The following is a 26,523-nucleotide window of genomic DNA, read 5'->3' on the forward strand; positions in this document are numbered from 1 at the left end:
ACTCCCTATTTTGCAAGATAATCATGGACCACTTCGCCGAGGCCCAGCGTCAGGTCCGAGAGAATATGGACGGCGGATTTGACTTCAAGCACCGGCAGGTCGGCAACCGGCGCCAGCGCATGCGGAAAAAGCGCCAGCGCGCCCGGCCCTTCCCAAGCGCCCTTGACGGTCAGGTCCTCCAGGTAATAGCGCACCAGTTCGCAGATGCGCGGCGTGCAATCGACATGCGGGATGATCTTCAGCATGAAGTTCGGCTGCTGCAGGCCTTCCAGCACCTTGTCCTTGTCGAGCGTGCGATGCTTGAAGCCCATCGTCGCGGTGGCGACCCGCTGGCCGCCATAATCGAGCGTGCCGACCAGCGCATCCTTGACCGAAGTCAGCGACGGCTCGGCCAGCTTCTTCGGAAAGCCCCAGATCTCGCGGCCGCCGGCGATCGGCGCGTCGTCGTTGAGATACATGGAATGCACGTAGCCGCCATGGACGCCCTCATAGGTGACCGGGATGACCTGGCCGGATTCGGTGTAATCTCCGAATCCGGTGGAATCCGGCATGCGGATGAATTCGTATTTCACCAGCGGTTCGTCGAATTGCAGCGGCTCCGGCACCACGCGGCGCAGGGCTTCCGGATCGGTCCGGTAGGTTATGATCATGTATTCGCGGTTGACGAAGCGGTACGGCCCAGGCGGATAGGACGGGCTCGTCAGCGGCATGGCGAATGCGTTGCGTCTTACATCATCTATTTTCATGATTTTTTCTCGCGCACATGTTTTTCAGCAAGGTCGAAGACACGGATCCCGTTTGTCGGGCGGGTGCGGTTCTGCCAGTCCGGATGGGTGAGCGTGTGGACCACGTCGTCGTGCCCGGCCTTCCAGTGTTCCTCGACGGACAGCCGGGAAAACTCGTAGTCCTTCGACCCGCTTTCATAGGCGGCATGGCGATAGATCAGATGTACCATCGTGACGGCGGAATCATTGCCGATCTTTTCCAGCAGCCGCGCGTCCGGATCGTCCTTCAGCTCATCCGGCAATTTCTCCATCAACCGCTTGGCCGCCATGCGGATCGTCTGTAGCTTGCGGAACTGGTCGGTGTTCAGGCGTGTGCGGCTGGAGAAGCGGATTTCCTTTTCACGGGCCTCTACATCGAAGAAATCCTTGGGCAAAGGTCCCGTGGCGCTGAACAGATCGACCTGGAAGATGCACAGGTCGCTTTCCAGTTCCTCCGCGCCGAGAATGCGCTGCAGCGGCGTGTTGGAGACGATGCCACCATCCCAGTAATAGCGGCCATCGATCTCGACCGGCGCGAAGCTCGGCGGCAGCGCCCCGGAGGCGGCGACGTGGCGGGTGGTAAAATCGCAATGCCGGTTGTCGAAATAATTGAAATTACCGCTCATCACATCGACGGTACCGAGGCTGAGCCGGATAGCGCCGGAATTGATCAGGTCGAAATCGATCAGGCCCGCCAGCGTCTCCTGCAGTGGTGCCGTATCATAGAGGCTGATCGCGGCCATCGGATCGCCGGGAATGTTCCAGGGTGCGAAGGCCCGTGGCGTGAAGAAGCCGGGAACGCCGGTCAGGGAACCGAGCACCGCGGCGGATTCGTTGAACCACTTCCGCATCGCATCGCCGTTGCCGAGGAAATGTCCGGGCAGGCCGGAGGAGACCCGGTGCCAGAAGGTACGCAGATTGTCGACGCGCCGATCGACCGGGCTGCCGGCGATGATCGCCGAATTGATCGAACCGATGGAAATGCCGGCCAGCCAGTCGGGCCGGACGCCGGCCTCGTGCAAAGCCTCGTAGGCGCCCGCCTGATAAGCACCCAGAGCACCACCGCCCTGAAACACCAGCACGGTTTTCTCTGTCGGAATAGTACTCACGGGTCGCTTTTCCTTAAATGCTGCTGCTGCTAACAAATAGCCCAGGGAAGGCCATCGAGCTGCACAGGGCAAATTAAATTTTAGTAATGCAGGAAGGCTTCCTCACTAATCTTATTCTACGTTATTTCAATGGCTTGCTAGTCAAAACGGCGCATTCTTCGCAATCATTGAGGCCTTTTGGTAGTCCTGCTGAGGGCATCTTGCAATGCAACAAAATGTGACAACACTGGCTGTGTGGAGATGTAGACTGCGAATTCACCCACGCCAGGAGTGCGGAGAAATGCAAGACTGTCGCATGTCCATACCAACAGCAGTACTCCGGCCCGAATAAACCTTTTCGCACCGGCAGCGGATGGATTGTCTGCCCCTGAAGAGCCCGGAAATGCTGAAGGGTTTTGTCTTCTCGCGTTCGCCTCGGGCGACTGCCGTTCTGATCCTGCCGCCGCTCTGGCACTACTCCGCGATGTTATGGGTCGAATTCTGGGCCGATCCGGCCGCGACAGCTGCGACGCACCTGCATGGCGCGACCACACCAATCAACCATCGTGCTGTCGGGAATGTCGGCGCCCATGCGGGCGAAGATCTCGTTCAGCCGGTACAGTGGCAAATGGTCGTCGAATTTCGAGACCAGAATATACGCCAAGAGGCCAGCGCCCGCCATGCTGCCCGGTATCGGGCGGCTGGGTGCTGCCACCTGCACCATTTTCTCGCAGCAGCGGCAGGACTTCTTCAGTCGAGCAACCTCGATGACTTTCATCTGCGCGGCGATCATGTGGAGGATTTCGCTGACGTCCTCACCGACAAGACGCAATTCACCTCCGCATTCCGGGCAGCAGGAGCCAGGATCGAGCTCTCGGCGCTCGCGAACCGCCTTGTCCGAGACGCGTGGGTGCCGGCGCATGATCTTTTCAGACGTATCCGCCAAGGGAACAACAGACGCCGCCTCATCAGGTTCATCGATTGGCGCCGTACTGCCTTCAGCGGCGGCGATCAACAGATCCTCAAGCGCCAGTTCCAACTGCTCGATTTCACGCTCAATCTTTTCAGACGACTTGCCGAAGACCTGTTTCTTCAGCCTGGCAATGCGCAGCCGCAGCGTTTGGATTAACTGGTCATGCGCCTGCAATGTGGCCGACATCTTCGCGTTTTCCGCCTGCAAAGCGGCAATCATTGCCTTGAGAAAGGCTGGATCGTCCGGAAGATTTGTCGTCGCGCTAGACATGATCCTGACTACCACGAGCCAGGATAAATTTCCATAAAAACCAGTGGTTTCAGTGGGATAAAATCACCCGACACGGGCCGGTGGCGCACCCCAATCAGGACGACGCCAATCGATCCCTTCCCACAACATCGCCAGTTGGGCCGACGTCAGCCGGGCAGTCCCGCCGGATGCCGAAGGCCAAGGAAACCGCCCCTTCTACAGGCAGAAGCCCTGGCCATCAAAATAGAGCAGCTTCAAACGATCGCCACGTTTACCGCGAAAGGCAAAGACCGCGCCGCCAGTCGGCTTCTGACGCAAAACATCCTGCGCGAGCGCGGCAAGGCCCTCCACCCCCTTGCGCATGTCCGTGATGCCGCACGCAAGATACACCCGAACGCCGGTCCCAGGTCCAATCATGCTGCTTCCACCGCTCGGATAACCTGCGTCAGGATGTCGGGCGCCACCGAACTCTCGAAGCGAAGTGTGCGGCCGCAGCTCAATCGTAGCTCGATCATCCCGCAGCAGCTCTCCCTGAGTTCAGGGACATCGGTCTGCACGGCATTCATATCGACTGGAATGAACAATGCATTCGCAGATGCCGACAAAAGCCCCTTCTTTTTGAGCTCGCTACGCCAGGCGTATATCTGCTGCCGCGTTAAATCGTGACGATGAGCAACCTCTGTGATCGTGGCTCCAGCAACCCCAACCGACATGACAATCGCAAGCTTGTCTTCTTCGCGCCACCGCCGTCGACGTTCCTGCCCAAGAATTTCAACACGCATCGCAATCCTCGCCTAAGACACGTCGCTAACGACGTCGTTAAACACGTCTCTTAGGCCATCAAGACGTTAGGCGGCAGGCGGTGCCAATCGGGCGGTTACAGATAAGCCGCACGTGACCGATCCCATCGTCAAGAGGACCGCTTCGAGATCGATCTCGGTGAGCAAGGCACCTTTAGGGGTCAAGCGCGCCAACAAAGCATCGCGCAGATCATCCAGCGCGGCACCATGGCGCAAACGGTCATCGCCGCGCGCCGTCCCGCTGGCGATCTCTAGAGCATGCTGTGATTTAGCGGAATCTGGGATTGAACGAAGCCGCTGGCGCGGCACTTGGAGTGCGGGATTTGCATGATGCGCTTCTGATTTGAAGGATTGGGCTGTTTTAGCCAACCTTTGAACAGGAGATGACGATGACAGAGATAAGCCCGCTGCGCCGGCGCATGATCGATGACATGACGATCCGCAATCTTTCGCCAGCGACGCAACGATCGTATTTGCATGCGGTGACGAAGTTCTCGCGCTATTTCGGGTGTTCGCCAGACCGTCTTGGACTGGAAGACGTGCGCGCGTTTCAGGTGCATCTGGTCTCCTCGGGCCTATCGTGGCCGGCCTTGAACCAGACAGTTTGTGCCCTGCGGTTCTTCTTTGGCGTCACGCTCGGTCATGCCGAGATACCGGAACGCATTGCCTATGCCCGGACACCCGCCAAGCTGCCGACGATCCTAAACGGCGACGAGATCGTGCGGTTTCTGGAAGCGGTTCCGAGCCTGAGGACCCGCACCGCACTGACGACAGCTTATGCAGCGGGGCTGCGCGCCTCGGAAGCTGTCCATCTCAAGGTCCGCGACGTTGATGGCGAACGCGGCATCATCCGCGTCGAGCATGGCAAGGGCGGAAAGGATCGCAACGTCATGCTGTCCGGGCAGTTGCTCGCGATCCTGCGGGTCTATTGGCGGCTGGCGAGACCCGAGGTCTGGCTGTTCCCGGGCCGGGACGAGACCAAGCCCATCGACGTCCAGGTTCTGTATTCTGCCTGCCGTTCGGCGTGCACTGCTGCCGGCATCGACAAAAGGGTGACGGTACATACGCTGCGTCACAGCTTTGCCACCCATCTTCTGGAAAGCGGAACCGACATCCGCATCATCCAGGTTTTGCTCGGCCACAACAATCTGTCCACCACGGCACGCTACACGAAGGTTTCCAATACCCTGATCCGCAGCACGACCAGCCCGCTCGACCGGCTGACGTTAGAGGTGGTGCCGCCAGGCTGAGCATAGCTTCGCCATGGCGGCGGGACTGGAGGTGGCGGACATTTTTCGCCGCCACGGGGAAAGATATCGTCAAACACACGACGCTCATCTCGGGCGTGTCGAACGCCGGGTCATGAGTGCGGTCGAGATGTGCCGGACCGCTCGCCTGGGCGGGCATGTCCAGCAATGTCAGGACTGCGCGGCGTTCCGCATCGCCTATAATTCCTGCCGCAACCGGCATTGCCCGAAGTGCCAGGGACAGGCGAGCCGTGACTGGCTTGCCGCGCGGCAGGCCGACCTTCTGCCGGTCGGCTATTTCCACGTCGTCTTCACCCTACCGCAGCAGATCGCCGCAATCGCCTTCCAGAACAAGAATGCCGTTTACACGATCCTGTTTCGCGCCGTCGCCGAGACGCTGCGCAAGCTTGCTGCGGATCCCAGACATCTGGGTGCGGAGATCGGCTTCATCGCGGTGCTGCACTCCTGGGGACAGAACCTCCATTATCACCCGCATATCCATTGCATCGTGCCGGGCGGTGGGTTGTCATTCGACCAGTCCCGTTGGGTTGCCTGCCGGCAAAGCTTCTTTCTGCCCGTACGGGTCCTGTCGCGTCTGTTCCGGCGGCTGTTTCTCAAGGAGCTGAAGCAGGCCTACGATCTGGGCCAACTTCAATTCTTCGGCGATATCGCCGGTCTGGCCGATCCGCTCGCCTTCAATCGAACCATCAAAGCAGCGCGTCGCATCGACTGGGTCGTCTATGCCAAGCCGCCATTTGCCGGACCCAAACAGGTGCTGGCCTATCTCGGCCGCTATACCCATCGCATTGCCATCTCCAATTCACGGCTCGTCAGCATTGATGGCGATCGCGTCACATTCCGATGGAAGGATTATCGAACGGGCGGCAGGCAAAAGGTGATGACGCTCGATGCCCACGAGTTCATCCGCCGCTTCCTGCTTCACACCGTTCCGGACGGCTTTCACCGCATTCGTCATTACGGCCTGCTTGCCAATGGCCATCGGCAACTGAAGCTGGACCTGTGCCGAAGCCTGCTCGACGTCCCGCCGCCGGTCGAAGAACCGGACGCAAAGCCACCACCTTTGCGACACCGCTGCTCCTGTTGCGGCGGAACCATGACGATCATTGCCGCGTGGGCCCCGATCCAGCCGGTACGCCGGCCAGCATGGAACGACAGTTCATGATCATATCATGCGCGGCATCATTGCAACGATCAGCGTCGGCATGCCGAGGGGCCGCGAGGCGAATGCTTTGGCCAATCGTGCCTGAGCGGCAACGCCACCAAGAGTTCGGCCGACGCAAACCAGCCGATAGGAACGTCAAAGACACCGCAAATACCCTCAAAACCCTTCCAGACCTGTCCACGTGCTCCGCCAAGGCTCACCCCTGCCAGACACCATCTACCACTTCGGCTAAATCCCCATAGTGCCAAACAACCCGCGCCTTCGCTCAATCCGGCTTCAATGAGGTCCGATCAGTGAATGCCGCACGCACGGCGCGCGGACCTCACAGAACCCTCCAGATTCGCAAATCAGTTTGAATGTGATTCAACATTGCTGCTGGGGAAGGCAGGCCAGCGGCGATGACACAGCCTTATTCTGAAGATCTTCGAGAGCGTGCAATGGCGCGGCTAACGGCCGGCGAGACGATACGCTCTATTGCGGCCGCACTATCGATCAGCCCTTCGTGTGTTTCAAAATGGAAGCGGCGCCTGGCCGAGACAGGCGCTCTTACGCCAGGCCGGATTGGCGGGCACAAGAAACGGACTTTGTCGGATGAGCGGGCCGAGTGGTTGCGCCAACGTTGTTGCTCTGGCCCGTTCACGACACGTGGGCTGGTTGCGGAGCTTGCCGAGCGTGGCATCAAGACCGACCGCCGTGCTGTCTGGGTGTTTGTCCGGGCTGAAGGCTTGAGTTTCAAAAAAACGGTGCTGCCAGCCGAGCAGACGAGACCGGACATCGCCCGCAAACGGCAACGCTGGAAGAACCACCAGCACCGGATCGAGGCTCATCGACTGGTCTTCCTTGACGAGACCTGGATCAAAACCAACATGGCGCCGCTCAGGGGCTGGGCACCACGTGGCCAGCGGCTCGCCGCTTCAGTCCCGCACGGCCACTGGAAAACCCTGACCTTCATCGCGGCCCTGCGCAGCGACCGTATCGACGCGCCCTGGGTTATCGACGGGCCGATCAATGGCGAGCTCTTTAACGTCTATGTCAGGAAAATCCTTGTGCCAACACTTGCCAAAGGCGACGTCGTCATCCTCGACAATCTCGGCAGCCACAAGGGGCAGGCTATCCGACGTGCAATCAGGGCTGCCGGCGCGCATCTCATCTTCCTGCCGCCTTACAGTCCAGACCTCAATCCCATTGAGCAGGTCTTCGCCAAGCTCAAGCATCTCATCAGAAAGGCCGAGCCACGAAGCGTCGAAACAACGTGGCGCACCGCCGGTCACATGCTCGACGCATTCGCGCCTGACGAATGCGCAAACTATCTTAGAAACTCAGGATATGCTGCCGTCTAAAAACAGCACGCTCTAGGGCCGCGATCGCGGCTTCCTAACGGATCTGCAGCCGGTCGAGCATTGGGTCGGCGACGCGCCAGCGCCGTCGGCGGTCCGGACCATCTACCGCCTCGACATTCGTGAAAACGGTCTCCAGCGCTTCTGTCATGCGCTGTGCTGTTCGATGCGAGACCGCAAATTCCTCACAGATTTCATCCAGGCTGACCCCTGTGCGCCGCGTGGTGGCTAGCCGCGCCAGCCTGATCAGATCCTAAGCCTTGGAGAGCGACATGAGACAATTCCTTAGGCCGATTACAACCTGTCGCTCGTTTCAGTGCTTGAAGGTATTCTCGCGATGCCAATGAATGAACTGGGGATGCGGCCGCTCAACAATTCCACTCGGCACGATCGCCCTTCCTGTCTTGTTGATAAGACCCTGTATGCTGTTACGATCGTTTGCATGGCGCGAAACCAGGATTTCGAGATCATCCGACAGGCCGATGAGGCCTCGATCAAACATCCAATGGGCGGTCCCGGACAACGCTATCCCGTTGGAGAGAATATCAGGGCCATTTGCCTCGACTGGGCGGATATGGGCCGCATCCACCTCAGCACGACCGCCACCATTGATCAGCTTTAATCCCGTAATCGCGCATCTCTTGTCGTAGGCTTGCAGGACGAGACGACGAAACAGACGATTACGAACTATGCGCGACGAAAGCTGCATAACCCGATCCCTCTCCTGCTCGACCATGAGGGGGACCTGAACTCTATCCGAGAAACCACTCGGCAATAGCGTCTCTATCGGCTCGCCCGATCGGGGTAACTCAGGCTGATCTTCCGCCAGACCTAGCGATAGGATGCGATTGAAATCTGCCGCCGATACCGGTCGCACTGCCGCCTGTGCCCGCCCTGAAATCCGACCCTCCTCGTTCAACACACCTCGCTCGATGACGCCGTCTGGCCCATTGAACGGAACGGCATTGACGAAATCGAGATAGCTGCCGGGTTCGATCAACGCCAAATACATTCCAGGTGTCTTGGGGTCTGAAATGACCTGCGCGACCTTAGCGACCGCGAAATATCCTCTCGTTGCTGCAACTTTTCGGGGCTCGTAGTAGATGACCCAGTCGCTAAGACAGGCTTGGACGCGACCGAGATATTGGCTCGGGAACTGATATTGTTCAGCCGGGCTGTCGTCGTAGATCGAATCTGTGCGGTGAATGAAAACCCCGAATCCCATGTGCAATCTCTACCATGGTGACCGCCATTCAAAACAGGGAGATCGGTCACAATGCACGCCTTCAAGCGCGTCGTGCCTTATCGCGAGAGAATGCCGCCGCGCTGCATGTCATCCAGGAAAGTCCGGTCGCTCAGGATCATCGACGATGCCCTTTGGCAACGGGTGAAAATGCGCCAGGAAAATTTGCGTGCCGGCTAGTGCGGGCCCTGTGCCGTTCGGACAGACGACGCCGTTAGGCTAATCCGCGCACGTGCTGAGGATTGGTATCATCAACTTCACATGAGCATCGATCCGCTCAAGTACTTTTGCCGGAACGACCTCACGCTCCGGCAGCAACCACCAAAGCTCGTTGACACGTTCAACGGTATCGACCACCGCTTTGAGCACCGCCGCTTCCGGCAAACGTGCACGATTGGCGAAGACTTTCCATCGCTGTGCATTCATCGCCTTGAAGGAACGCTCGCCGGCGAGCGACAGCGCCATGGCATCCGCGGGGATGTAGGGAATGGTCGACAGCACATCATAAATTGGAGCGAGCTCGGGTTTATCGCACGCGCCAGGATAGATCAGAGACCAGTTCTTGAGATGCATGTCGCCATTGCCGGTGATGGCGGCCAACGCCAGTCGACGGACAAATTCAATCGGCGCCGCCGACGATACGGCGATGCCGAGAGCAGCAGCAATATCGTGATAGGCTGCGCCCTCGTATTTGCGTGAGGGATAGATGCCAAACACCTGAGCGAAATCCTCGATATGAATTCGTTCGGCACGAGCGCCACGATCGAAACGTTTGACGAGCAGGACTTTTCCATCCGACAACGTCTCGAACTCCTCCGGGATGCCCTCGAACTCTGCTTGCTCGACGAGTTCACGTTCCGGCACTTCCATGCCGATCGCTTCAGCCAGAGCGAGATTGGCATATTCATTTTCCGAGACGCCGGGAAACGACGTCGACGGAAATTTGGCAATATAGGATCCCTGCTCATCGCCCAGTGGCAGCGTCAGACCGCCGCCCTTGCCCGTGTTCTTGATGACGGAAAGTTTCATCTGCACGCCGGCGAGCGAAAAGCGGGCCTTTGATTTGAGAGGTGACGGATCGTCGACGCGAGCAACCGTTCCTTCGCTTGGCACAACGCGGACGGCACCCGGCAGATCCGACCCGAGTGCAACCAGCAGATCAAAGTCGTTTCCGGCGCGAACACTGCCAGCGTGGTGCTTTTCCATCGCCTCACGCAGCTTGTCCTCGGGAAGAAGATTGGCAAAGAACGCCGGCAACGCTCTGGCAACAGGCTTGGGGTCTTTGCGCAGACCGCCGGTGGCTGCGCGGAAAGACAGGCTGAGCACCGGAAAGCCGCCCGTTGCGCGATAGCTATCCTCGAAGCTGAACGCGTTGAAGTCGCCGGGCGTTCTGACAATCGTGCCAACCTTCAGGTCATTCAGCAGCACTTCAAGTAACGATATGGATCTTGGATAGAGAGGAGCCTCAGGCATTTGCATCACCATCGGCGCTGGCCACGAACGCCGGAAGGTCGTCTTCAGCACCATCGGGCTGCAGCAGGGCATCAACCGCCGGGATCATAGCCTGCGGGATGAGCATCAGTTCAAGACCGAGCGCCCGAGAAATGTTGATCAAGGTCGTTGTGCGAGCAGCGGCGCTTCCAGCCTCGATCTCGCGATAGCGAGGACGCGATATGCCTGCCAAGTCGGCAACCTGCTCTTGAGTGAGCCCCAAGTTTTTACGTGCCGTTTTCAACAGCCGGCCGATCGCAAGCAAAGCCTCTGACTCAGCAATCATTTGATCTCTAAACCTATCATCGCCCATTGAATGTTACGTTTACATATCTCTACTCCTTCAAGTAGTCAAGGCAATTGATCTATTTACAGATCATATTATGAATTATGATCTGTTTACATACCTTTTTAGAGCACTGCGGGTCGCCCCAGTTAACTTCGACGGGACAACTTTAGAGGTATCAAATCACGAAGAATCCCCACGTGCCTTCACGAGTCGGGCGACGGAAGCGCGCAAGATTAACGGGCATTCCATCTTTAACCGTACTGGCGGCTTCTTCGGCTGCGCCACCTTTTCTAGAAGCTCAGCCACGGCCCATTGGCCCATGTCCTCGTGCGGCAGTTTCAACGTGGTGAGTGGCGGCAGGATTTTTCGGGCAAGGCTGTCATCATCGAAGCCAACGACAGAAATGTCTTCGGGGATTTTCAAGCCACGCAGTCTGATTGCATCATAGGCGCCCATCGCCACCCGGTCTGAAAAACAGAACACTCCTGTCGGCGGGGACGGCAGGTCGAGCAGCTGCAACATTTTCTCACGCCCAAGATCGAGCGACCATGCGCCGGACACAATCAGCTCCGGATCCACAGCGATATCGTAGGTGGTAAGCGCCTGGCGATAGCCGCTTAAACGATCTCGGGACGCTTCAAGCCGCTCCTTGCCTGCGTCGATCATGGCTATGCGACGATGTCCGGCCTTGATCAGTGTCTCCGTCGCCGCAAAACCGCCGGCAAGATCGCCAGGAATGATCGACGAGAACTCGGCCCTTTGCTGATGGCAGTTCAAGAGCACGGTCGGGTAGTTGGCAAGTTTGGAGGGCAGCACCGGCGCCAACTGGGTGATGAGGGTGGCGTAGACCACTCCGATGATCTGGCGCCGACCCAGATAGTCGAGAATGACCTCTGCGAATTCGACCTGTCCGCCGGTAACGACGGTGATCGCCGCCAAGCCCCGTTCTTCTGCTGCCTCACGCACGCCTTCAATCAGCGGCGCGGCGTGATGCGAAGCCATCAGATCGTCGATCAAAAGCACGATGACGCCGCCGATCGGGCCATTGACGGGCGTGGTCTTCTGATAGCCAAGCTCCTCGGCCACAGCCAGCACATGAGTGCGCATCTTCTGGGAAACGCGCTTGCCGGGCGCCTCGTTCAGCACCAGTGAAACCGTCGCGTGCGAAACGCCGACCTTTGCAGCGATGTCGGACATTGTCGGTCGTTTCGTTATTTTGTCGTTCACGCAGTTTCTCTCTCAAACAGTTGGCATGCACGTTAGAAAATCTAACGGATAATGTGAAGCGGCGGGCTTGCGGGAGTTACATTTTTAAGTTACGAAACCTATCTGTAACTTATTTTGTGACTACATCCAACTGGAAAGCTTGCGGCTCATGACCATCGCCTCCCGCCGTTTCGCCGACACCCATTCCGGGCCGCGTGCGCGCCTGTCTCTCGACGGGACCTGGGACTTTCAGCTGGAGGGACACGAGCCCGCGACGATTGCCGTGCCCGCTCCTTGGCAGGCGCACTTTCCGGATCTACGCGCCGCCGCGGGCGTGGCAACTTATTCGCGCACGCTTACCGTGCCGCAGAAGTGGCAAGATCGACAGGTGATCGTACATTTCGGCGCGGTGAACTATTTCGCCGAAGTGTCGGTCAATGGCAGGCGCCTCGGCTCTCACGAAGGCGGCTATCTGCCGTTTGAATTTGTCATCCCCGCCGATCTGCTGGGCGGTGAAATGCGTCTTGACGTACGGGTCGCGCTGCCGAGTTCTGACGGACGGGCTTTCCCCGACTTTCCATTCGATGAAATCCCGCACGGCAAGCAGAGCTGGTACGGTATGTTGGGCGGCATCTGGCAGTCGGTCTGGCTGGAGTGCCGCTCTGAGGCCCATATCGCTCACCAGGGCATTCGCGCCGACCTCGCCACCGGCGGCGTGACGGTTGATGTCGAACTGGCCGCGGCCTTCACTGGTGCGTTGAACATTAGGCTTCTCGACCGCAATGGCGCGGTGGCGGCGTCCGCCGAGCTTGCTCTCAACGGCGCGGCACACGCCTCGGTCGCGCTCAAGGTCGCCAAGGTCGAGGCCTGGTCGCTCGATGATCCTACGCTTTACCGGGCTGTCGTCGAACTGTGTCAGGGCGACGTCGTCATCGATGCCGACGTCCAGGATTTCGGCTTTCGGACGTTTGAAGCGCGAGATGGAAAGTTTTTCCTGAACGGCCAGCCATTCTATATGCGCGGCGCGCTGGATCAGGATTACTATCCCGAGGGCATTTACACCCCGCCGTCACTGGAATTTCTGGAAGACCAGGCGCGTAAATCGAAGGAGCTTGGCCTCAACCTCCTGCGCTGCCATATCAAGGTTCCTGATCCGCGCTACTATGATGTGGCTGACCGCTTTGGCCTGCTGGTCTGGACGGAAATCCCCAACGTCCAGACGTTCACCGAGAAGTCGGCGCAGCGCCTGCTCGATACGATGGAAGGGATCCTGCGCCGCGACGGCAACCATCCCTCTATCGTGATCTGGACCATCATCAACGAAGACTGGGGGACGCGTCTTGTCGAAAGTGCCGATCAGCGCAGCTGGCTGGACAACGCCTATCATTGGCTGAAAAAGAAGGATCCGACACGGCTGGTGGTGGACAATTCCGCCTGCATTCCGAACTTCCATGTCGTCTCCGACATCGACGATTACCACTATTACGCCTCGGTTCCGGAAATGGCGCGCGAGTGGGCCGATTGGGTTTCGGCCTTCGCCAAGCGGCCCGACTGGTCCTATTCGCCGAACGGCGATGCAAAACGGCGCGGCGACGAGCCGCTCGTCGTCTCCGAGTTCGGCGTCTGGGGCCTGCCGCATCCAGACAAGCTGCTGCAGGACGGCAAGGAGCCGTTCTGGTTCATCAACGGGCTGGAGTGGGACAGCGAAGGTGCGACCTATCCGCATGGTGTCGGGCAGCGCTTCCGCACCTTTCAGTTCGACAAGGTCTTTCCGTCCTTCGGCTCCTTCATCGAGGACACGCAATGGCATCAGTTCAATGCCCTCAAATTCGAGATCGAAGAAATGCGCCGCCATGCCTCGATCCAGGGCTATGTCATCACCGAGCTGACCGATCTGCACTGGGAAGCCAATGGCCTCATGGACATGGAGCGCAATACGCGCGCCTATCACAACCGTTTCCACGAGATTAACACCGACGTGGTCATCGTGCCGCGCATGCAGCGCTATGCGGTCTGGGCGGGCGACACAGCCAGCATCGAGCTCGAAATCTCGACGGGCGGCAAGGCGCTGCCAGCGGCCGAGTTGAGCTGGAATGTCGATGGTACAGCCGCCGGCAAGATGGCGGTCGAAGCGGTGGATGCAACGTCAGTGTGCCGCCTGCCGGCAATTGAACTATCCCTCGCCGCAGAAAAAGCCGGCAATCGGGTCAGTGTCCAGTTCACGCTGACCGCCGGCGATAAGGAGCTGGCACGCAACAGCCTCGATATCAGCGTCTATGCCCGCCGGCCCAAGCCTGTGCTTTCGGTTTCGTCCGCAGAGCCTGAGATCGCAGGTTATCTGGCCGCGCTCGGCTATGAGGTCGTAAACGCCGACAAGGCGCATGTGCGGGTTGTGTCGACATTGAGCCAGGCCGATATCGATGCCATGGAGCATGGCGCCCATTACGTGTCGCTGGCCGATGTTGCGCCCCTGCCATTTGGCAATCTGCGCAACGACCAGCCAAACTGGAATTATCCGACAGGAGGCGATCGCGGGCAGCCCATGCCGCAGATGCGCGTCACCGAACGCAACGGCACCATCTGGAAGGGCAACTGGGTCACCGGCTTCAGCTGGGTGAAGCGTTCCGGGGTATTTGAACGTCTGCCGGGCGGCCCGCTCACCGACCTATCCTTTGTCGGCGTCAACCCCAACCGCGTCATCACCGGCTTCCGGCCGATCCATTTCGACGGGCTGGTCCATGCCGGCACGATGGCGGGCTGGATTCACAAGCCCTGCGCGACCATTGCCGAACGGCGGGTCGGCTCAGGTCGTATCGTGGCCACGACCTTCGGCGTGATGCGCGAACCCGCGGGCGCCGATCCGGTCGCAGCGACCTTGCTTGATTGCATCATCGAGACGGCGGCCGCGGGATAGGCCGTTTGTAGAATTGAACCGCCGCACATGACCGGGAGGAGGTTTAAGTGGCCAAGACAGACGCAGGCGTGAGCATCCGCAACGTTGCCAAGAGCTTTGGGACGGTGGAAGTGCTCAACGACATCTCGCTCGGGATAGACAGCGGCGAGTTCATCGTCTTCCTGGGCGCTTCCGGCTCTGGCAAGTCCACCCTCCTGCGCATGATCGCCGGACTGGAGACGGTTTCGGGCGGAGAAATCTGGATCGGCGGGCGCCGTGTCGACCAGCTTGCCCCCGGCCAGCGTGACGTTTCCATGGTGTTCCAGTCCTATGCGCTCTATCCGCATATGAGCGTGCGAGAAAATCTTGCCTTTGGACTGGTCAATGTCGGTACGCCGAAAGCCGAGATTGCGACCCGCGTTGCGACGGCGGCCAGGATGCTGGAGATGGACCATCTCCTCGACCGCAAGCCAGCGCAGCTGTCCGGCGGCCAGCGTCAACGCGTCGCGATTGGCCGCGCCATCGTGCGCGAGCCAAAAGTCTTCCTCTTTGACGAACCCCTGTCGAACCTGGACGCCGGCCTGCGTACACGCACCCGTTTCGAACTGTCACAGCTGCATGATCGTCTTGGCGCCACGATGGTTTTCGTAACCCATGATCAGATCGAGGCGATGACGCTGGCGACCCGGATTGTTCTTCTGAACAAAGGACGGATCGAGCAGGTCGGCGCGCCAATGGATATTTATGCCCGCCCAAGCACACGCTACGTCGCCCAGTTCGTCGGCTCGCCGCCGATGAATTTCCTGCCAGTGGCACGGATTGAGAGCGGTCCGGACGGCGCGATTGTCACAACCGGCAGCGGCGTCGGGCTTCAAACCTCGGTTCCGTCCGACAGGTTACCCGGTGCCAACCTCACGCTTGGCTTGCGGCCGGAGAATCTGACGGTCTCGCCGCACGGCACGCTGAGGGGCAAAGTCGTCACAGTGGAGCAGATGGGCGACCGCTCTCTCGTCCACGCCGAACTCGCCGACGGGACGCAGGTCATCGGCGTTGACGCCCCAATCACCACGGCCCGTGGTGGTTCCGAAATCGCGTTTGCCGTCGAAGGAGCGAAGGCGATGCTATTTGATGAAATGGGCAAAGGGTATCACGCGGCCGGCTAGGCTGCGGAAAACAGTAAGGCCGCCCTCCGAAGGAGGTCCCGGCAGGAAAACTGATCATTCTGGAGGAGTGAGAATGCCTAACCTGTTGAGAACATCGATTGCGGCGCTCGCCGTCATGATTGCCTTCCCGGCATTCGCAGCCGAAAATGTCGTCTGGTGGGACTTTCTGTCGGGAGGCGACGGCGTGCGAATGAAGGCGCTGATCCAGCGCTTCAACGACGAACATAAGGACAAGATCCAAATCAAGGGCACCACCCTCGAATGGGGCATCCCGTATTACACCAAGCTGCAGACATCAACTGCTGTCGGCCAGGGACCTGACATCGCCACCTACCACCTGTCGCGCCTTGCCGGTGCGGTTTCGGCCAAGACCGTGTCGCCAATCGATCCGAAGGAGCTTGAAGCTGTCGGTTTGAAGGACAGCGACTATCCGCCGAATGCAATTGCCGCCTCGACGGTCGACAACTTGCGCTACGCCGTACCGTTCGACGTGCACGGTGAGGTGCTCTACTACAACAAGAATGTGCTGAAGGAACTTGGAGCACTGGGCAAGGACGGCAAGCCGACCGGCATCGATACGCTGGAAGGCTGGCGTGCGCTGTTGGCCAAGGCCAAGGAAGCCGGCAAGAACGGCGTCGTCATCGCGTCGTCCAGCGGCGATTTGCGCGACATCTATACCTTGTTCGGCCAGTTGGGCGGTCAATTGACCACCGAGGGCAAATTCTTGCAGGGCGACAATTTCGACAAGATGCAAAAAGCCTATGGCGAGGTCACCGATTGGGTGAAGCAAGGCTGGGCGCAGCCCTATATCGACCCTGAAACCATCACTCCGACCTTCCTGGCCGGACAATCCGCCTTCTTCCTGAACGGCAACTGGGAGCTGCCGACCATGGAAACCGAAGTGGCCAAGGGCAGCGGCTTCGATTACGGCATGGTGAACATTCCGGCCTGGATGGGCAAGCCTGCCAACTGGGCGGACTCGCACTCGTTTGTCATGCCCAACAATGTCGGCGTGACCATGACGCCGGAAAAGCGTGCCGCAGTTCTCGAAGTCATCAGATGGATGAATGTGAACTCACTGGAATGGGCCGGCGCCGGCCATATCCCGGCTTATTTGCCGGTCAGCACGTCTGATGCCTATAAGGCACTCAAGCCGCAAGCGGACTATGCCGCCATGGCGCTCAACGCCTTCTATATGCCGAAGACGCCGCTCACCGGCGCTGCGTCCAAGTTCGACGACGACTGGCAGAACATGGCGTCCGGACCGCTGAACGGCGACGGCGAACTGAAGGAGACACTGGAGACGTTCCGCGATCACATGAACTCGCAGTGACGTTTTCCTTCAACAGTACCCGGGGCAGCTCCTGCCCCGGGACCGCATAACCGAGGCAGGTGATAGATGGCTGCAGTCAGCAACAAGAAGCAGGACAGCCTGATCGCAGCGCTGCTGGTCGCACCGGCCGTCATCGCGTTTCTGGTGATCTTTGCCTATCCGACGTGGCGCATGGTGGCGATGAGCTTCACCAATGCGCCGCTGATCGGTCCCGGCGAGTGGGTCGGCGTCGACAATTACGCGCGCCAACTCTTTTCGCCTCAATTTCAGAAGGCGCTTCTGAACACGCTGTACTTCATCGTTCTGACCGTCATTCCCGGCACGTCTCTGGCGCTGTTCGTTGCTATGGGGGTCAATCGTCTGACCGGGCGCATACAGATGTTAGTCCTGGCGTGCTTTTTTCTGCCTTCCATTCTGCCGGTTTCGGTGGTGACCCAGATCTGGACCTGGATCGCAAACATGCAATATGGCGTCATCCAGAATGTCATCGGGCTGTTTACCGGTGGCCGCCCGCTGCCGGTGCTGCGTTCGCCGACCTATTTCATGCCCTCTGTCGCCGTCGTCACGATCTGGTGGACGATCGGTTTCAACATTCTTCTGTTTCTTGCCGCCTTGCGCAGCATTTCGCCCGACATCTACGAAGCGGCGGCGCTCGACAATGCTAGCCGCTGGCGCGTGTTCTCAAAAATAACCTGGCCGCTGATCTGGCCGGTCACGGCATTGGTACTGACGCTGCAGCTGATTGCGCAGTTCAAGATCTTTTCGCAGCCGTATCTGCTCGGCTATTTCGCCCACACGCCGGCTGACGCGCAATCCGTAGTCATGACCGTCATCTACGATCTCGCCTTCAAGCAGAACAAGGGTGGAGAAGGTGCGGCCGTCGCTACCATACTGTTCATCATCATCCTGATTGCGTCCGTCTTCCAATATCAATTCCTGCGCGCGCGAGGTGAAAAGTGAGCGTACTGGCAACCGATCAACAAGCGGCTCTGGCGCGGACAAGCGGTAGCATTGCCGCAAGCAGTCGGAGTAGCCGCGCGCTGACCGCACTGACTGTGCTCGGGGCGCTGATCTGGTTCTTCCCGCTCTACTGGGCGATCGTGACTTCGCTCAAATCCGACACTGAGGTGGCGAGCCCGGCATCCGGGTTCTTGCCTAAAGAACCGACGATCGAGCCCTATCTTTACGTGATCGAGCGCTCCAGTATCGTGCAATGGTATATCAACTCGGTCAGCACATCGACGATCATTGCGTTGGTGGTGCTGGCAGCCAGCGTCTGCTGTGCCTATGCCTTGAGCCAAATTCAGTTTCCCGGCCGCCGCCTGATCTACGGCGCACTGATTGCCTCGGTGATGGTCCCCGCGGAGGCGCTTATCATCAACCATTTCGTGCTGATGAACTCATTCGGGCTGATCAATAGCTGGGGCGGCATCATCATGCCGCAACTCGTCGTGCCATCGGTCATTATCATCCTCAAACAGTTCTTCGACCAGATCCCGAAGGAATTCCGCGAGGCGGCGATGCTCGACAATGCGGGCCATTTGCGAACGCTCTGGAAGATCTATGTGCCGATGAATTGGGGCGTGATCATCGCGCTTGGTATCACGACCTTTATCGCGGCATGGAACAATTTCCTATGGCCGTTCCTGGTCGCGACTTCGGACGCCACGATCACCATTCCCGTCGGCATCACCCAGGTGAAGGACGTTTTCGGCGTGCGCTTTGCCAAGGACATGGCTGCGGCGGTATTGGCAGGCCTTCCCGTCGCCATACTCTACCTCCTCTTCCAGAAGCAGATCACGCGCGCCATCATGCTCTCCGCCGGGATAAAGGGATAATCGCTCAAAAAGATCAAGAATGGATCGCGGGCTTTGAGGGAATGACTCTTCAGCGATCCGAGCCATCATCCGCGATGTGTCCTTGGTAGCCGCCGTCCGCAATAAAGGCAATTCGTCGGCGAGCAAAGGCTTCTACCCGTCCCAGACGGGGTTCGATGAGCTGTTCAGAAGCAGGCTGGCTGCAATGAGCGTAGGCGTCCAAACGCCGTGAGAACCCGCTGGGTCGAGCGGCGGCATCGCTTAGCAGTCCTCAACAGGAATGCCACCGGCAGCGACGATCGCCTCGGCGGTATCGACATCGGTTAGCGCCGCGGTTCCTATCTCGACCTCAATGACCTGCAGCCCCGATGTTCTGATCAGGTCGCGGGCACCGATATCGCCCCTCAAGCGGAGAACGCTGTCGTGAAGGGACCGTGGCAAGATTACCGGGTTGCCTCGCATACCCTCAGAAGCGGCGCAAACGATTGCGGCGCCGTCCGCGACTTGGAACGCGTCAATCAGTTGATTCAGATTGTCCGTGGAAATGCCTGGCATATCGGCAAGCAAAATCAGAACACCATCGGCGCCGTCGGCTACAGCAGCGGCAAATCCGGCCGCCAGTGAACTCGACATGCCCGCTCGGTAGTCTGGATTGACAATAATATGCACGGGCAGGCCGGTGAGAACGTCGCGGATATCGTCCTGCCGATGGCCGAGGACGACGATGATGGAAAGGGCGGCACTGGCGTTGGCGACCAAAGCCGAGCGACGCACGAGCGGCATTCCGTCAAACATGGCCAACAGCTTGTGCCCGCCATTCGAGCCCATGCGCGTTGCCAAGCCAGCCGCCAGCACGACGATTGATACATTCGGCTTTGCTCCCATCTCTTTCCCGATCCCACCAACGCCGCAGCGTCCTCCGTCGACAAGCTCCCGGTTGCGAGGTCGCGAACGTGCAGCGGCTTTTACCTCGGCAGCAATGCGTTTTCGAAACAACGCCTTGCAGCAGCTTAGCGTCTGGGCAAGCTATTTTCCATCTGCGTCATCGTCGGAGGGTGAGCCTCTCCGTAGGCGCTACGCAGGCATCGTCTGGCGGCTGCTCGTGCGAAGCGCTTTGATGACCTGAGCAAGGATCGCTACGGAGATCTCAGCTGGATTGGATGCGCCGATGTCGAGCCCGATCGGCGCGTGGATCGTTGAAAGCGCATCGGCACCGAAGCCGTATGCGGCAAGGCGGCCCCTCCGCGCTGCGTGGGTCTTTCGGCTGCCGAGCGCGCCGATATAGAAGCAGCCGGTGCGCAATGCCTCGGCCAGGGGAAAATCATCGATCTTGGGATCGTGGGTGAGTGCGACTAAGGCGGTATAGCGGTCGAGTGGATCCGCCATCAATGCATCGACGGGCCAATCGGTGCACATCTGCACATCGGGAAAGCGATCACGCGTCGCAAAGGCTGTGCGCGGATCGATGATGCGCACATCGAAGCCGGCCAACCTTGCCATCGGCGTCAGATACTGGCTGATATGGACGGCGCCGATGACGGCGATGCGCGGGGCAGGTATGTAGACATTGAGGAAGCCGCTGGCATCTATCGTGTCGAAAGCCATCGAGCGGCCAGACCGAAAGGCGCCTTCGACGAGCGCGGCAAATGGCGGCTCGACTGGATCCCCTTCCAGGAAGACATGCTCTTTTCCCCGAAAATCTGTCAGCAGCACGACGGCGAGACGTTTCCGGCGCGCGGCGTTTAAACGCTGCAGGCTGTCGCGGCGCATCAGCCGAGCCTCTCGACAAAGACACGGATGCGCCCGCCGCACGACAGCCCGGCGCGCCAGGCGGTCTCGTCCGCAACGCCAAATTCCAGCATCTGCGCCTTGCCGGCGGCAATCACCTCGGCAGCGGCGGTAACCACCGCACCCTCGACGCAGCCACCGGAAACCGAACCCTCGAAGTTCCCATCACCATCGACCACCAGATGACTCCCAACCGGACGCGGCGCCGAACCCCACGTCTCGATCACCGTCGCAATCGCAACAGCTCGGCCCGCTTCCATCCAAAGCTCGGCCGTCAGCAGCGGGTCGGTCAGGTTCGTCTGGATGGTCATTCCCGCGGGCCTCAATCTAGTGTTGGTTCAGTTCTGAAAAGACTTCGGCAATATCCGCCTCTTTGACGCTGTCTCCGACATACCAGCTCAAAGTGTCGTAGAAGCCGAGAAAGGAGCCCTTTGTCTTGGCAAGAAGGGCCATGGCTTCGGCAGCGGAGATCGAAAGCCTGCTGACGAAGAAACGAACGAGAGCGGGCTCGGTGTTCGGGTGGGCAAATACAAGCGCTGTCGGAGAGTTGGCCGAAATCGTCGGCAGGGCCGGAGCCTCCGACCTGCATGGCAAGGTGATCGACAAGCGGATGTCTCTGGAGGATGCAGCCGCTTCGATGACAAAAGCCTCGGCATCGAGAACCCAAGCCGAACGCGACGTGTCGAAATACTGGAAATCGCGCTGCGCCAGCCCAAGCGTTAGCGTCTTCGCTTCTCCTGGCGCCAGATGAAGCTTGGTGAAGGACTTAAGCTCACGGAGGGGTCGTTTGAGACCCGGCTTAATCGGCCGGACATAGAGTTGCACGATTTCCTTGCCGGCAACCGTACCTGTGTTGCGGATGGTAAGGGCGGCGGTGCAGCCGGCGCCGGGCGTGATCTCCTGCGTATCGAGCCTGAGATCCTCATAGGCGAACGTGGTGTAGCTGAGCCCATGTCCGAACGGAAAGGCTGGCGTCATCGCCTTCAGATCGTAGAACCGGTAACCGACGAAAATGCCCTCGCTGTAGACATGCCGGCCATGCTCGCCCGGATAGGTGTGCCAGCCCGGAATATCCTGCATGCGAACCGGCATGCTGGCGGAGAGCTTGCCGCACGGGTTCTGCTCGCCAAACAGGATGCGGGCCAGTGCTTCGCCACCGCCCTGCCCGGCATAGAAACTGGCCAGGACGGCGTCGACATCCCCAATCCATGGCATCTCGACCGTGTCTGGCATCGAGAGCACGACGACGAGCTTGCGACCTGTCGCCGCCAACGCCGTGATGAGCGCATCGTGGCTGGCGGCGAGTTTCAGTGTGTCGCGGTCGTTGCCCTCGCCGTGACGGCTCTTCTCGTTTTCCGCAAACACGACAACTACATCGGCACGCTCCGCGGCTTCGACGATCACCTCGATCGACGCCGTCACGTCGGGCTGCGCGACCGGCGAGAAGGGCAGATGCCGGACTTTCAGGCTGTCTCCTGCCCGCGCAGCGATCCGAACGAATGGACTGTCGACGCGATAGGGATTGGTAGTCGCCGAACCGGAGCCCTGGATAACAGGGGTGACGGCGCCGTCGCCGACAATGAGAAGCTCACCCGCCCGGTCGGGATCGAGCGGCAGCGCCTGGTCTTGGTTGCGCAGCAGCACGATCGATTCCGCCGCTATGTCGCGCGCCAGCGCATGATGCGCCTCGAGACCCGCCGGCGTGCCGCGCCGCTCGCCCAACTTGCACTTGCGCACGAACGCCAGAACTCTCGCGCAGGCGGCATCGATCACCTCGGGCGCCACGTCTCCGGCGTTGATCGATGCATGGAGACGCGCCTTGCGGGGCTTGCTTTCCGGCATGTCCAGTTCGGTGCCGGCATCGAGTGCTGCGCCACGATCCTTAATCGCATGCCAATCGGACACGACAAGCCCGTCAAAGCCCCATTCCTCGCGCAGCACCGTGCGCAGCAGCCAATGATGTTCGGCGGCCTGGATGCCGTTCAGCGGATTATAAGCGCTCATCACGGTCCACGGCGCGCTCTTTTCGATGGCCCGCTCGAAGCCTGCCAAGTATATTTCGCGCAGGGCGCGCTCATCGACATCGGAACTGGTCGTGGTTCGCTCGATTTCGGAATTATTGCAGGCGAAATGCTTGAGCGACGCCCCGACGCCGTTATCCTGCAATCCGCAGATGACGGCTGATGCCATGTCGCCGCTAATGACAGGATCCTCGGAATAATACTCGTAGGCCCGCCCGGCCAGCGGCGTGCGCCTTATGTTGATGCCGGGGCCCAAAAGCAGATGAACCCCGAAATCCTGGCACTCCGCCGCCAGCGCAGCGCCCATGCGATAGGCAAGATCAATATCCCAGGAACAGCCCAGCAGATTGCCGTTGGGAAAGCACGTGGCTGGACGGGTGGCACCGAACATGCCGCCCGATCCGTCGCCCTGTTGCCCGACGAGATCGAGGAACGCCCGCAGACTGTCTTCGTCGTTGTCGCCGGCGTCGATCTGGGTGGTCGAATAGCGCACCCCATAGGCCCCATCGGTCATGACGATCGAAGGAACATCGAGCCTTTTGATCGATGCCGTCTTCCACAGGCCACGTCCGCTCAGAAGTTCGACCTTTTCGGTCACCGTCATCTGATCGACAAGCGTTCGAATGTCGGCGTCGCTCGGCTGGAACATGATTGGTCTCCGGTACTGCAGATCAGGCGTGTGTCAACAGATCTTTTGAAGGAGTTCCATCAGCATCATCCGCTCGGCAAGCGTCAGCGTGCTCAGCGTTTCCTGCGAGATCTGCAGCGCGACCGACAGGTTGCGGGCGACTGTCACCTCGCCTTCCGGCGTCAGCGTCAGCACCAGCCGGCGCGCGTCGGTCGCGTCGGGGGCGGTGTGAACGAGGCCACGCTTCACCAGTCGATCGACGACGCCCTTGATCGTCGCCATATCCATGGCGGTCTCGCGGCCGAGGTTGCCCTGCGAGCAGGGCTGCAGGTCCTTCAGCCTGACGAGCGCCGCCCATTGGGTGGTGGTCAGCTTCTCCGCCATCAGGCTCGCAAAGATCGCCACGTGCCGCTGGTTGGCCTGGCGCAGGTAGAAGCCGATCTGCTCGCCAAGTGTATACTGGGCCTGCTGGCCCTGCGCCTCGGTCGCTGCGGTCTTTTGTCGGCCGTCTTTTTCTTTGAACGGAACGTCCATCGGATCTCTCAAATCTGCCTGTTCCTCGTGATGACCGGCAATGGCGCTGCCGAATTCACTCTCGCCATAAATTCAGAATGGCTTCTGTCGTTAGAATTTCAATCTGCTCCGAAAGCCTTGGCGCCAGGATCTCGATGACCATGGCATGTGCCTTCATGTCGCCGCTTGCCACCGCATCCTTGGCCAGAATGACCCGGTAGCCGGCGTCGACCGCATCTAGAACGCTGGCGTAGACGCAGACGTCGGTCTCGACGCCAGAGAAAATCAGCGTGTCCGTTGCCGATCCTTGCAAACGCGCAGTAAACCCGGGCGAGCCAAAGACCGAGTAGGTCTCCTTGTCGACGATGGAGCCTGGAGCGGCGATCGCTGTAAGCGGCGCCACCAGATCCAGCATGGCGACATCGAGCTCATCCAGCGTCACCGATGGCCAGCGACGATAGTAGGTCTTCCAGCGACCCGTAGCATCTTCGGCACTTTGTGGCACCATGAAGCGAGCAAAGACAGTCTCAGCGGGCCGCGCTTTGCTGAGCGCCACCACATTGGGAAGGATGCCTTCGATCGCTGGCGTATACCACGCCGTTTGCTCAGCGAAGAGGCGTTGCATGTCGATGACGACATGCAACGCATTCCTGGAGAGTGGCGCGGGTGCCATCATCAGTCGGCCACCGGGACGGTGTGTTCCGCGGCCCAGGTCAGGGTGATGGTGTCGCCATCACTCAGGACTTTGCCATCGCGGTTCTGTGCAAACAGCTTCAGCGGCAGACCGTCTGCGGTTTCCAGCAGATAGGACAGCACGGGACCTGCATAGATGACGGTGGTAATGCGTGCCGTCAGGCCGTTGCCATCCGTCGGACCCGATGCGATCGACATCTTCTCCGGGCGCACGGCGAGCGTGACGTTCGAACCGCTTGCGGGCAACGTGGCGGTGGTCTGAACGACCGTCCCATCGGCGAGACGCACCGCGCCGTTCTCCACGGTGCCTGTGAGGAAGTTGGAGTCGCCGAGGAATTCGGCGGCAAAGCGCGTCAGCGGTCGCTCATAGACGGTTTCCGGCTCGCCGATCTGGACGATGCGGCCCTTGTCGAGGATCGCTACCTTATCGGACAGCGTCAGCGCCTCTTCCTGGTCGTGGGTGACGAAGATCGTCGTCAGGCCGCTTTCGCGCTGGATGCGCAGCAGTTCGACCTGCATTTCCTGGCGCAGGCGCCGATCGAGCGCCGACAGCGGCTCGTCGAGGAGCAGCACGCTCGGCTTGATGACCATGGCGCGGGCAAGCGCAACGCGCTGCTGCTGGCCCCCGGACAACTGCTTGGGCATGCGATCGGCAAAGCCAGGCAGATGCACCATTTCCAGCGCACGGTCGACTTCCTTGCGGGCGGCGGCGCCCTTGATGCCCCGGCGTTCGAGACCGAAGGCGACGTTCTGGGCAATCGTCATATGCGGAAACAGCGCGTAAGACTGGAACATCATGCCGATGTTACGGCCCCAGACCGGAATGTCGGTGACATCATTGTTGCCGATCGTGACGACGCCCTGGTCGGGCTTGATAAAGCCCGCGATGATGCGAAGCAGTGTGGTCTTGCCGGAGCCGGATGGGCCGAGAAGGCTGGTGAAAGAGCCTTCAGGGAACTCGGTGGTGATATCGGACAGGACCGGTGTGGTGCCGTAGGTCTTGGCAACGGAATTGACTTTAACGTTTGTCACTTGTGTCTCCGGGCTTGGCGAAGCGCGCAAAAATCAGGATGATCGTCATCGAGCCGAGCAGAAGCACGGTGGAGATCGCGTTGATTTCAGGGGTGAAGCCCTTGCGGATCGAGGAGTAGATCTGCACCGGCAGGGTGGTGTATCCGGGCGTTGCGAGGAAGTAGGAAATCACGAACTGGTCGAGCGACACGGCGAAGGCGAAGAGCGCGGCGCCAAGGATGCTCGGATAAAGCAGCGGTAGCGTCACCGAGAAGAAGGCGTGAACCGGTGTCGAACCAAGGCTCATCGCGGCTTCCTCAAGGTCGGCGCGGATTGTCTTGAAGCCCGTGCCGACGACCAGAACAACGTAGGGGATGGCGAGCGCCACGTGGCCGATCAACAGGGCGTGCATGCCGCGCCCGATACCGGTCCAATAAAAGAAGATCAGCATGGCCGTGCCGGTGATCAGCCAGGGAATGGCAATCGGCGGCAGCAGCATCAGTTGCAGGAGACTTCTGCCGCGAAAGGTCCGGCGCGACAGCGCAACGGACGCCATGGTACCCAAAGCCGTCGCCAGAACCGCGGTGATACTCGCGATCACCAGGCTGTTCAGGCCCGCCGTCAGAAGGATGCTGTTGTCCCAGAGCGCGTCGTACCATTGCAGCGAGAAATGGAATGGCAGTTCGTAAAGTGGCGAAGCGTTGAACCCCATCGCCATCATCACGAGAATGGGCGTGTAGAGGAAGATGAGGATGGCGATGAGATAGATTGGACCGAGCGTTTTCATGATCCC

23 protein-coding genes and 3 pseudogenes are annotated in these 26,523 nt (G+C 59.7%); 8 read left to right on the plus strand and 18 right to left on the minus strand.

The annotated features are described in order from the left end of the window. Nucleotides 1–5 precede the first annotated feature (5 nt). The 5 genes and pseudogenes from J3P73_RS36675 to tnpA all read right to left on the minus strand — a co-directional run bounded on the left by J3P73_RS36675 (nucleotide 6) and on the right by tnpA (nucleotide 3,856). Nucleotides 6–746, minus strand: coding sequence for an acetoacetate decarboxylase (locus J3P73_RS36675; protein ID WP_018068219.1), 741 nt, complete (start codon nucleotides 744–746; stop codon nucleotides 6–8). Continuing rightward, nucleotides 743–1,873 (minus strand): DUF3734 domain-containing protein, encoded by a 1,131-nt coding sequence (locus J3P73_RS36680; RefSeq protein WP_018483790.1) that lies wholly within the window; start codon nucleotides 1,871–1,873, stop codon nucleotides 743–745. Before J3P73_RS36680 ends, J3P73_RS36675 begins: the two co-directional genes overlap by 4 nt. A gap of 514 nt (nucleotides 1,874–2,387) precedes the next feature. Then, nucleotides 2,388–3,095 (minus strand): annotated as a pseudogene (locus tag J3P73_RS36685) (transposase); the annotation flags it as partial. 63 nt (nucleotides 3,096–3,158) lie between these two features. Beyond that, a pseudogene (gene tnpB, locus J3P73_RS36690) lies at nucleotides 3,159–3,491 on the minus strand (IS66 family insertion sequence element accessory protein TnpB). Then, the gene (gene tnpA / locus J3P73_RS36695; RefSeq protein WP_018483788.1) at nucleotides 3,488–3,856 is read right to left on the minus strand and encodes an IS66-like element accessory protein TnpA; all 369 of its coding nucleotides are present in this window, start codon (nucleotides 3,854–3,856) and stop codon (nucleotides 3,488–3,490) included. Before tnpA ends, tnpB begins: the two are co-directional and overlap by 4 nt. A gap of 407 nt (nucleotides 3,857–4,263) precedes the next feature. On the opposite strand from tnpA, the gene J3P73_RS36700 reads away from it, so the two are divergent. From J3P73_RS36700 to J3P73_RS36710, 3 genes are all read left to right on the plus strand, one after another. Then, entirely contained in the window at nucleotides 4,264–5,124 is an 861-nt protein-coding gene (locus J3P73_RS36700) for a tyrosine-type recombinase/integrase (protein ID WP_130658199.1), read from the plus strand. Between the two features lie 13 nt (nucleotides 5,125–5,137). After that, nucleotides 5,138–6,304: an IS91 family transposase gene (locus tag J3P73_RS36705; protein ID WP_130771603.1), complete on the plus strand. Its 1,167-nt coding sequence runs from the start codon at nucleotides 5,138–5,140 to the stop codon at nucleotides 6,302–6,304. Between the two features lie 398 nt (nucleotides 6,305–6,702). After that, nucleotides 6,703–7,644 (plus strand): IS630 family transposase, encoded by a 942-nt coding sequence (locus J3P73_RS36710; RefSeq protein ID WP_027689416.1) that lies wholly within the window; start codon nucleotides 6,703–6,705, stop codon nucleotides 7,642–7,644. A gap of 37 nt (nucleotides 7,645–7,681) precedes the next feature. Here the strand turns inward: J3P73_RS36710 and J3P73_RS36715 are convergent. From J3P73_RS36715 to J3P73_RS36735, 5 genes and pseudogenes are all read right to left on the minus strand, one after another. Further along, a pseudogene (locus J3P73_RS36715) lies at nucleotides 7,682–7,891 on the minus strand (WYL domain-containing protein); the annotation flags it as partial. Between the two features lie 63 nt (nucleotides 7,892–7,954). After that, complete coding sequence (locus J3P73_RS36720) at nucleotides 7,955–8,866, minus strand: HNH endonuclease (RefSeq protein WP_018483787.1); 912 nt, start codon at nucleotides 8,864–8,866, stop codon at nucleotides 7,955–7,957. 237 nt (nucleotides 8,867–9,103) lie between these two features. Further along, nucleotides 9,104–10,357, minus strand: a complete 1,254-nt coding sequence (locus J3P73_RS36725) for a type II toxin-antitoxin system HipA family toxin (protein ID WP_020397306.1) — start codon at nucleotides 10,355–10,357, stop codon at nucleotides 9,104–9,106. Then, on the minus strand, nucleotides 10,350–10,661 hold the full coding sequence (locus J3P73_RS36730; protein WP_024323610.1) for a helix-turn-helix domain-containing protein: 312 nt from the start codon (nucleotides 10,659–10,661) through the stop codon (nucleotides 10,350–10,352). Before J3P73_RS36730 ends, J3P73_RS36725 begins: the two co-directional genes overlap by 8 nt. Before the next feature lie 183 nt (nucleotides 10,662–10,844). Continuing rightward, on the minus strand, nucleotides 10,845–11,861 hold the full coding sequence (locus tag J3P73_RS36735) for a LacI family DNA-binding transcriptional regulator (protein ID WP_018483784.1): 1,017 nt from the start codon (nucleotides 11,859–11,861) through the stop codon (nucleotides 10,845–10,847). Between the two features lie 178 nt (nucleotides 11,862–12,039). On the opposite strand from J3P73_RS36735, the gene J3P73_RS36740 reads away from it, so the two are divergent. The 5 genes from J3P73_RS36740 to J3P73_RS36760 all read left to right on the plus strand — a co-directional run bounded on the left by J3P73_RS36740 (nucleotide 12,040) and on the right by J3P73_RS36760 (nucleotide 19,097). Further along, nucleotides 12,040–14,784, plus strand: a complete 2,745-nt coding sequence (locus tag J3P73_RS36740; protein ID WP_207580315.1) for a glycoside hydrolase family 2 protein — start codon at nucleotides 12,040–12,042, stop codon at nucleotides 14,782–14,784. A 47-nt stretch (nucleotides 14,785–14,831) separates the two neighbouring features. Then, entirely contained in the window at nucleotides 14,832–15,926 is a 1,095-nt protein-coding gene (locus J3P73_RS36745; RefSeq protein WP_018068317.1) for an ABC transporter ATP-binding protein, read from the plus strand. A gap of 73 nt (nucleotides 15,927–15,999) precedes the next feature. Then, nucleotides 16,000–17,259, plus strand: coding sequence for an extracellular solute-binding protein (locus J3P73_RS36750; RefSeq protein ID WP_018483782.1), 1,260 nt, complete (start codon nucleotides 16,000–16,002; stop codon nucleotides 17,257–17,259). A 66-nt stretch (nucleotides 17,260–17,325) separates the two neighbouring features. Continuing rightward, nucleotides 17,326–18,219 carry a carbohydrate ABC transporter permease gene (locus J3P73_RS36755; protein ID WP_018483781.1) on the plus strand — a complete coding sequence of 298 codons (894 nt, stop codon included), beginning with the start codon at nucleotides 17,326–17,328 and terminating at the stop codon, nucleotides 18,217–18,219. 50 nt (nucleotides 18,220–18,269) lie between these two features. Continuing rightward, nucleotides 18,270–19,097: a carbohydrate ABC transporter permease gene (locus J3P73_RS36760; RefSeq protein ID WP_050566269.1), complete on the plus strand. Its 828-nt coding sequence runs from the start codon at nucleotides 18,270–18,272 to the stop codon at nucleotides 19,095–19,097. A gap of 240 nt (nucleotides 19,098–19,337) precedes the next feature. Here J3P73_RS36760 and J3P73_RS36765 read toward each other — a convergent pair whose 3' ends face one another. From J3P73_RS36765 to J3P73_RS36800, 8 genes are all read right to left on the minus strand, one after another. After that, the gene (locus tag J3P73_RS36765) at nucleotides 19,338–19,961 is read right to left on the minus strand and encodes a nucleotidyltransferase family protein (protein WP_018483779.1); all 624 of its coding nucleotides are present in this window, start codon (nucleotides 19,959–19,961) and stop codon (nucleotides 19,338–19,340) included. Between the two features lie 189 nt (nucleotides 19,962–20,150). After that, complete coding sequence (locus J3P73_RS36770; RefSeq protein ID WP_018483778.1) at nucleotides 20,151–20,846, minus strand: XdhC family protein; 696 nt, start codon at nucleotides 20,844–20,846, stop codon at nucleotides 20,151–20,153. Further along, a complete protein-coding gene (locus J3P73_RS36775; RefSeq protein WP_018068311.1) occupies nucleotides 20,846–21,175 on the minus strand; it encodes an XdhC family protein in 330 nt (109 codons plus the stop codon). The genes J3P73_RS36770 and J3P73_RS36775 overlap by 1 nt, the downstream gene beginning before the upstream one ends. Before the next feature lie 16 nt (nucleotides 21,176–21,191). Further along, nucleotides 21,192–23,534: a glycoside hydrolase family 3 C-terminal domain-containing protein gene (locus J3P73_RS36780; RefSeq protein WP_018483777.1), complete on the minus strand. Its 2,343-nt coding sequence runs from the start codon at nucleotides 23,532–23,534 to the stop codon at nucleotides 21,192–21,194. 33 nt (nucleotides 23,535–23,567) lie between these two features. Then, a complete protein-coding gene (locus J3P73_RS36785) occupies nucleotides 23,568–24,047 on the minus strand; it encodes a MarR family winged helix-turn-helix transcriptional regulator (RefSeq protein ID WP_018068309.1) in 480 nt (159 codons plus the stop codon). Nucleotides 24,048–24,102: 55 nt separating this feature from the next. Next, on the minus strand, nucleotides 24,103–24,702 hold the full coding sequence (locus J3P73_RS36790; RefSeq protein WP_018068308.1) for a cysteine hydrolase family protein: 600 nt from the start codon (nucleotides 24,700–24,702) through the stop codon (nucleotides 24,103–24,105). Then, nucleotides 24,702–25,751 carry an ABC transporter ATP-binding protein gene (locus J3P73_RS36795; protein WP_018068307.1) on the minus strand — a complete coding sequence of 350 codons (1,050 nt, stop codon included), beginning with the start codon at nucleotides 25,749–25,751 and terminating at the stop codon, nucleotides 24,702–24,704. Before J3P73_RS36795 ends, J3P73_RS36790 begins: the two co-directional genes overlap by 1 nt. Then, the gene (locus J3P73_RS36800) at nucleotides 25,738–26,517 is read right to left on the minus strand and encodes an ABC transporter permease (protein WP_003554934.1); all 780 of its coding nucleotides are present in this window, start codon (nucleotides 26,515–26,517) and stop codon (nucleotides 25,738–25,740) included. The genes J3P73_RS36795 and J3P73_RS36800 overlap by 14 nt, the downstream gene beginning before the upstream one ends. Nucleotides 26,518–26,523 lie beyond the last annotated feature (6 nt).

Source organism: Rhizobium ruizarguesonis, assembly GCF_017357285.1.
GTDB lineage: Bacteria > Pseudomonadota > Alphaproteobacteria > Rhizobiales > Rhizobiaceae > Rhizobium > Rhizobium ruizarguesonis.

Excerpts from the sequence above, each read along its gene's own strand:
- J3P73_RS36780 (WP_018483777.1), bottom strand. The coding sequence starts at position 23,534 with ATGTTCCAGCCGAGCGACGCCGACATTCGAACGCTTGTCGATCAGATG.
- J3P73_RS36700 (WP_130658199.1), top strand. The coding sequence starts at position 4,264 with ATGACAGAGATAAGCCCGCTGCGCCGGCGCATGATCGATGACATGACG.
- tnpA (WP_018483788.1), bottom strand. The coding sequence starts at position 3,856 with ATGCGTGTTGAAATTCTTGGGCAGGAACGTCGACGGCGGTGGCGCGAA.
- J3P73_RS36770 (WP_018483778.1), bottom strand. The coding sequence starts at position 20,846 with ATGCGCCGCGACAGCCTGCAGCGTTTAAACGCCGCGCGCCGGAAACGT.
- J3P73_RS36720 (WP_018483787.1), bottom strand. The coding sequence starts at position 8,866 with ATGGGATTCGGGGTTTTCATTCACCGCACAGATTCGATCTACGACGAC.
- J3P73_RS36740 (WP_207580315.1), top strand. The coding sequence starts at position 12,040 with ATGACCATCGCCTCCCGCCGTTTCGCCGACACCCATTCCGGGCCGCGT.
- J3P73_RS36730 (WP_024323610.1), bottom strand. The coding sequence starts at position 10,661 with ATGATTGCTGAGTCAGAGGCTTTGCTTGCGATCGGCCGGCTGTTGAAA.
- J3P73_RS36750 (WP_018483782.1), top strand. The coding sequence starts at position 16,000 with ATGCCTAACCTGTTGAGAACATCGATTGCGGCGCTCGCCGTCATGATT.
- J3P73_RS36725 (WP_020397306.1), bottom strand. The coding sequence starts at position 10,357 with ATGCCTGAGGCTCCTCTCTATCCAAGATCCATATCGTTACTTGAAGTG.
- J3P73_RS36755 (WP_018483781.1), top strand. The coding sequence starts at position 17,326 with ATGGCTGCAGTCAGCAACAAGAAGCAGGACAGCCTGATCGCAGCGCTG.
- J3P73_RS36705 (WP_130771603.1), top strand. The coding sequence starts at position 5,138 with ATGGCGGCGGGACTGGAGGTGGCGGACATTTTTCGCCGCCACGGGGAA.
- J3P73_RS36785 (WP_018068309.1), bottom strand. The coding sequence starts at position 24,047 with ATGGACGTTCCGTTCAAAGAAAAAGACGGCCGACAAAAGACCGCAGCG.
- J3P73_RS36790 (WP_018068308.1), bottom strand. The coding sequence starts at position 24,702 with ATGATGGCACCCGCGCCACTCTCCAGGAATGCGTTGCATGTCGTCATC.
- J3P73_RS36775 (WP_018068311.1), bottom strand. The coding sequence starts at position 21,175 with ATGACCATCCAGACGAACCTGACCGACCCGCTGCTGACGGCCGAGCTT.
- J3P73_RS36765 (WP_018483779.1), bottom strand. The coding sequence starts at position 19,961 with ATGGGAGCAAAGCCGAATGTATCAATCGTCGTGCTGGCGGCTGGCTTG.
- J3P73_RS36800 (WP_003554934.1), bottom strand. The coding sequence starts at position 26,517 with ATGAAAACGCTCGGTCCAATCTATCTCATCGCCATCCTCATCTTCCTC.
- J3P73_RS36735 (WP_018483784.1), bottom strand. The coding sequence starts at position 11,861 with ATGTCCGACATCGCTGCAAAGGTCGGCGTTTCGCACGCGACGGTTTCA.
- J3P73_RS36710 (WP_027689416.1), top strand. The coding sequence starts at position 6,703 with ATGACACAGCCTTATTCTGAAGATCTTCGAGAGCGTGCAATGGCGCGG.
- J3P73_RS36675 (WP_018068219.1), bottom strand. The coding sequence starts at position 746 with ATGAAAATAGATGATGTAAGACGCAACGCATTCGCCATGCCGCTGACG.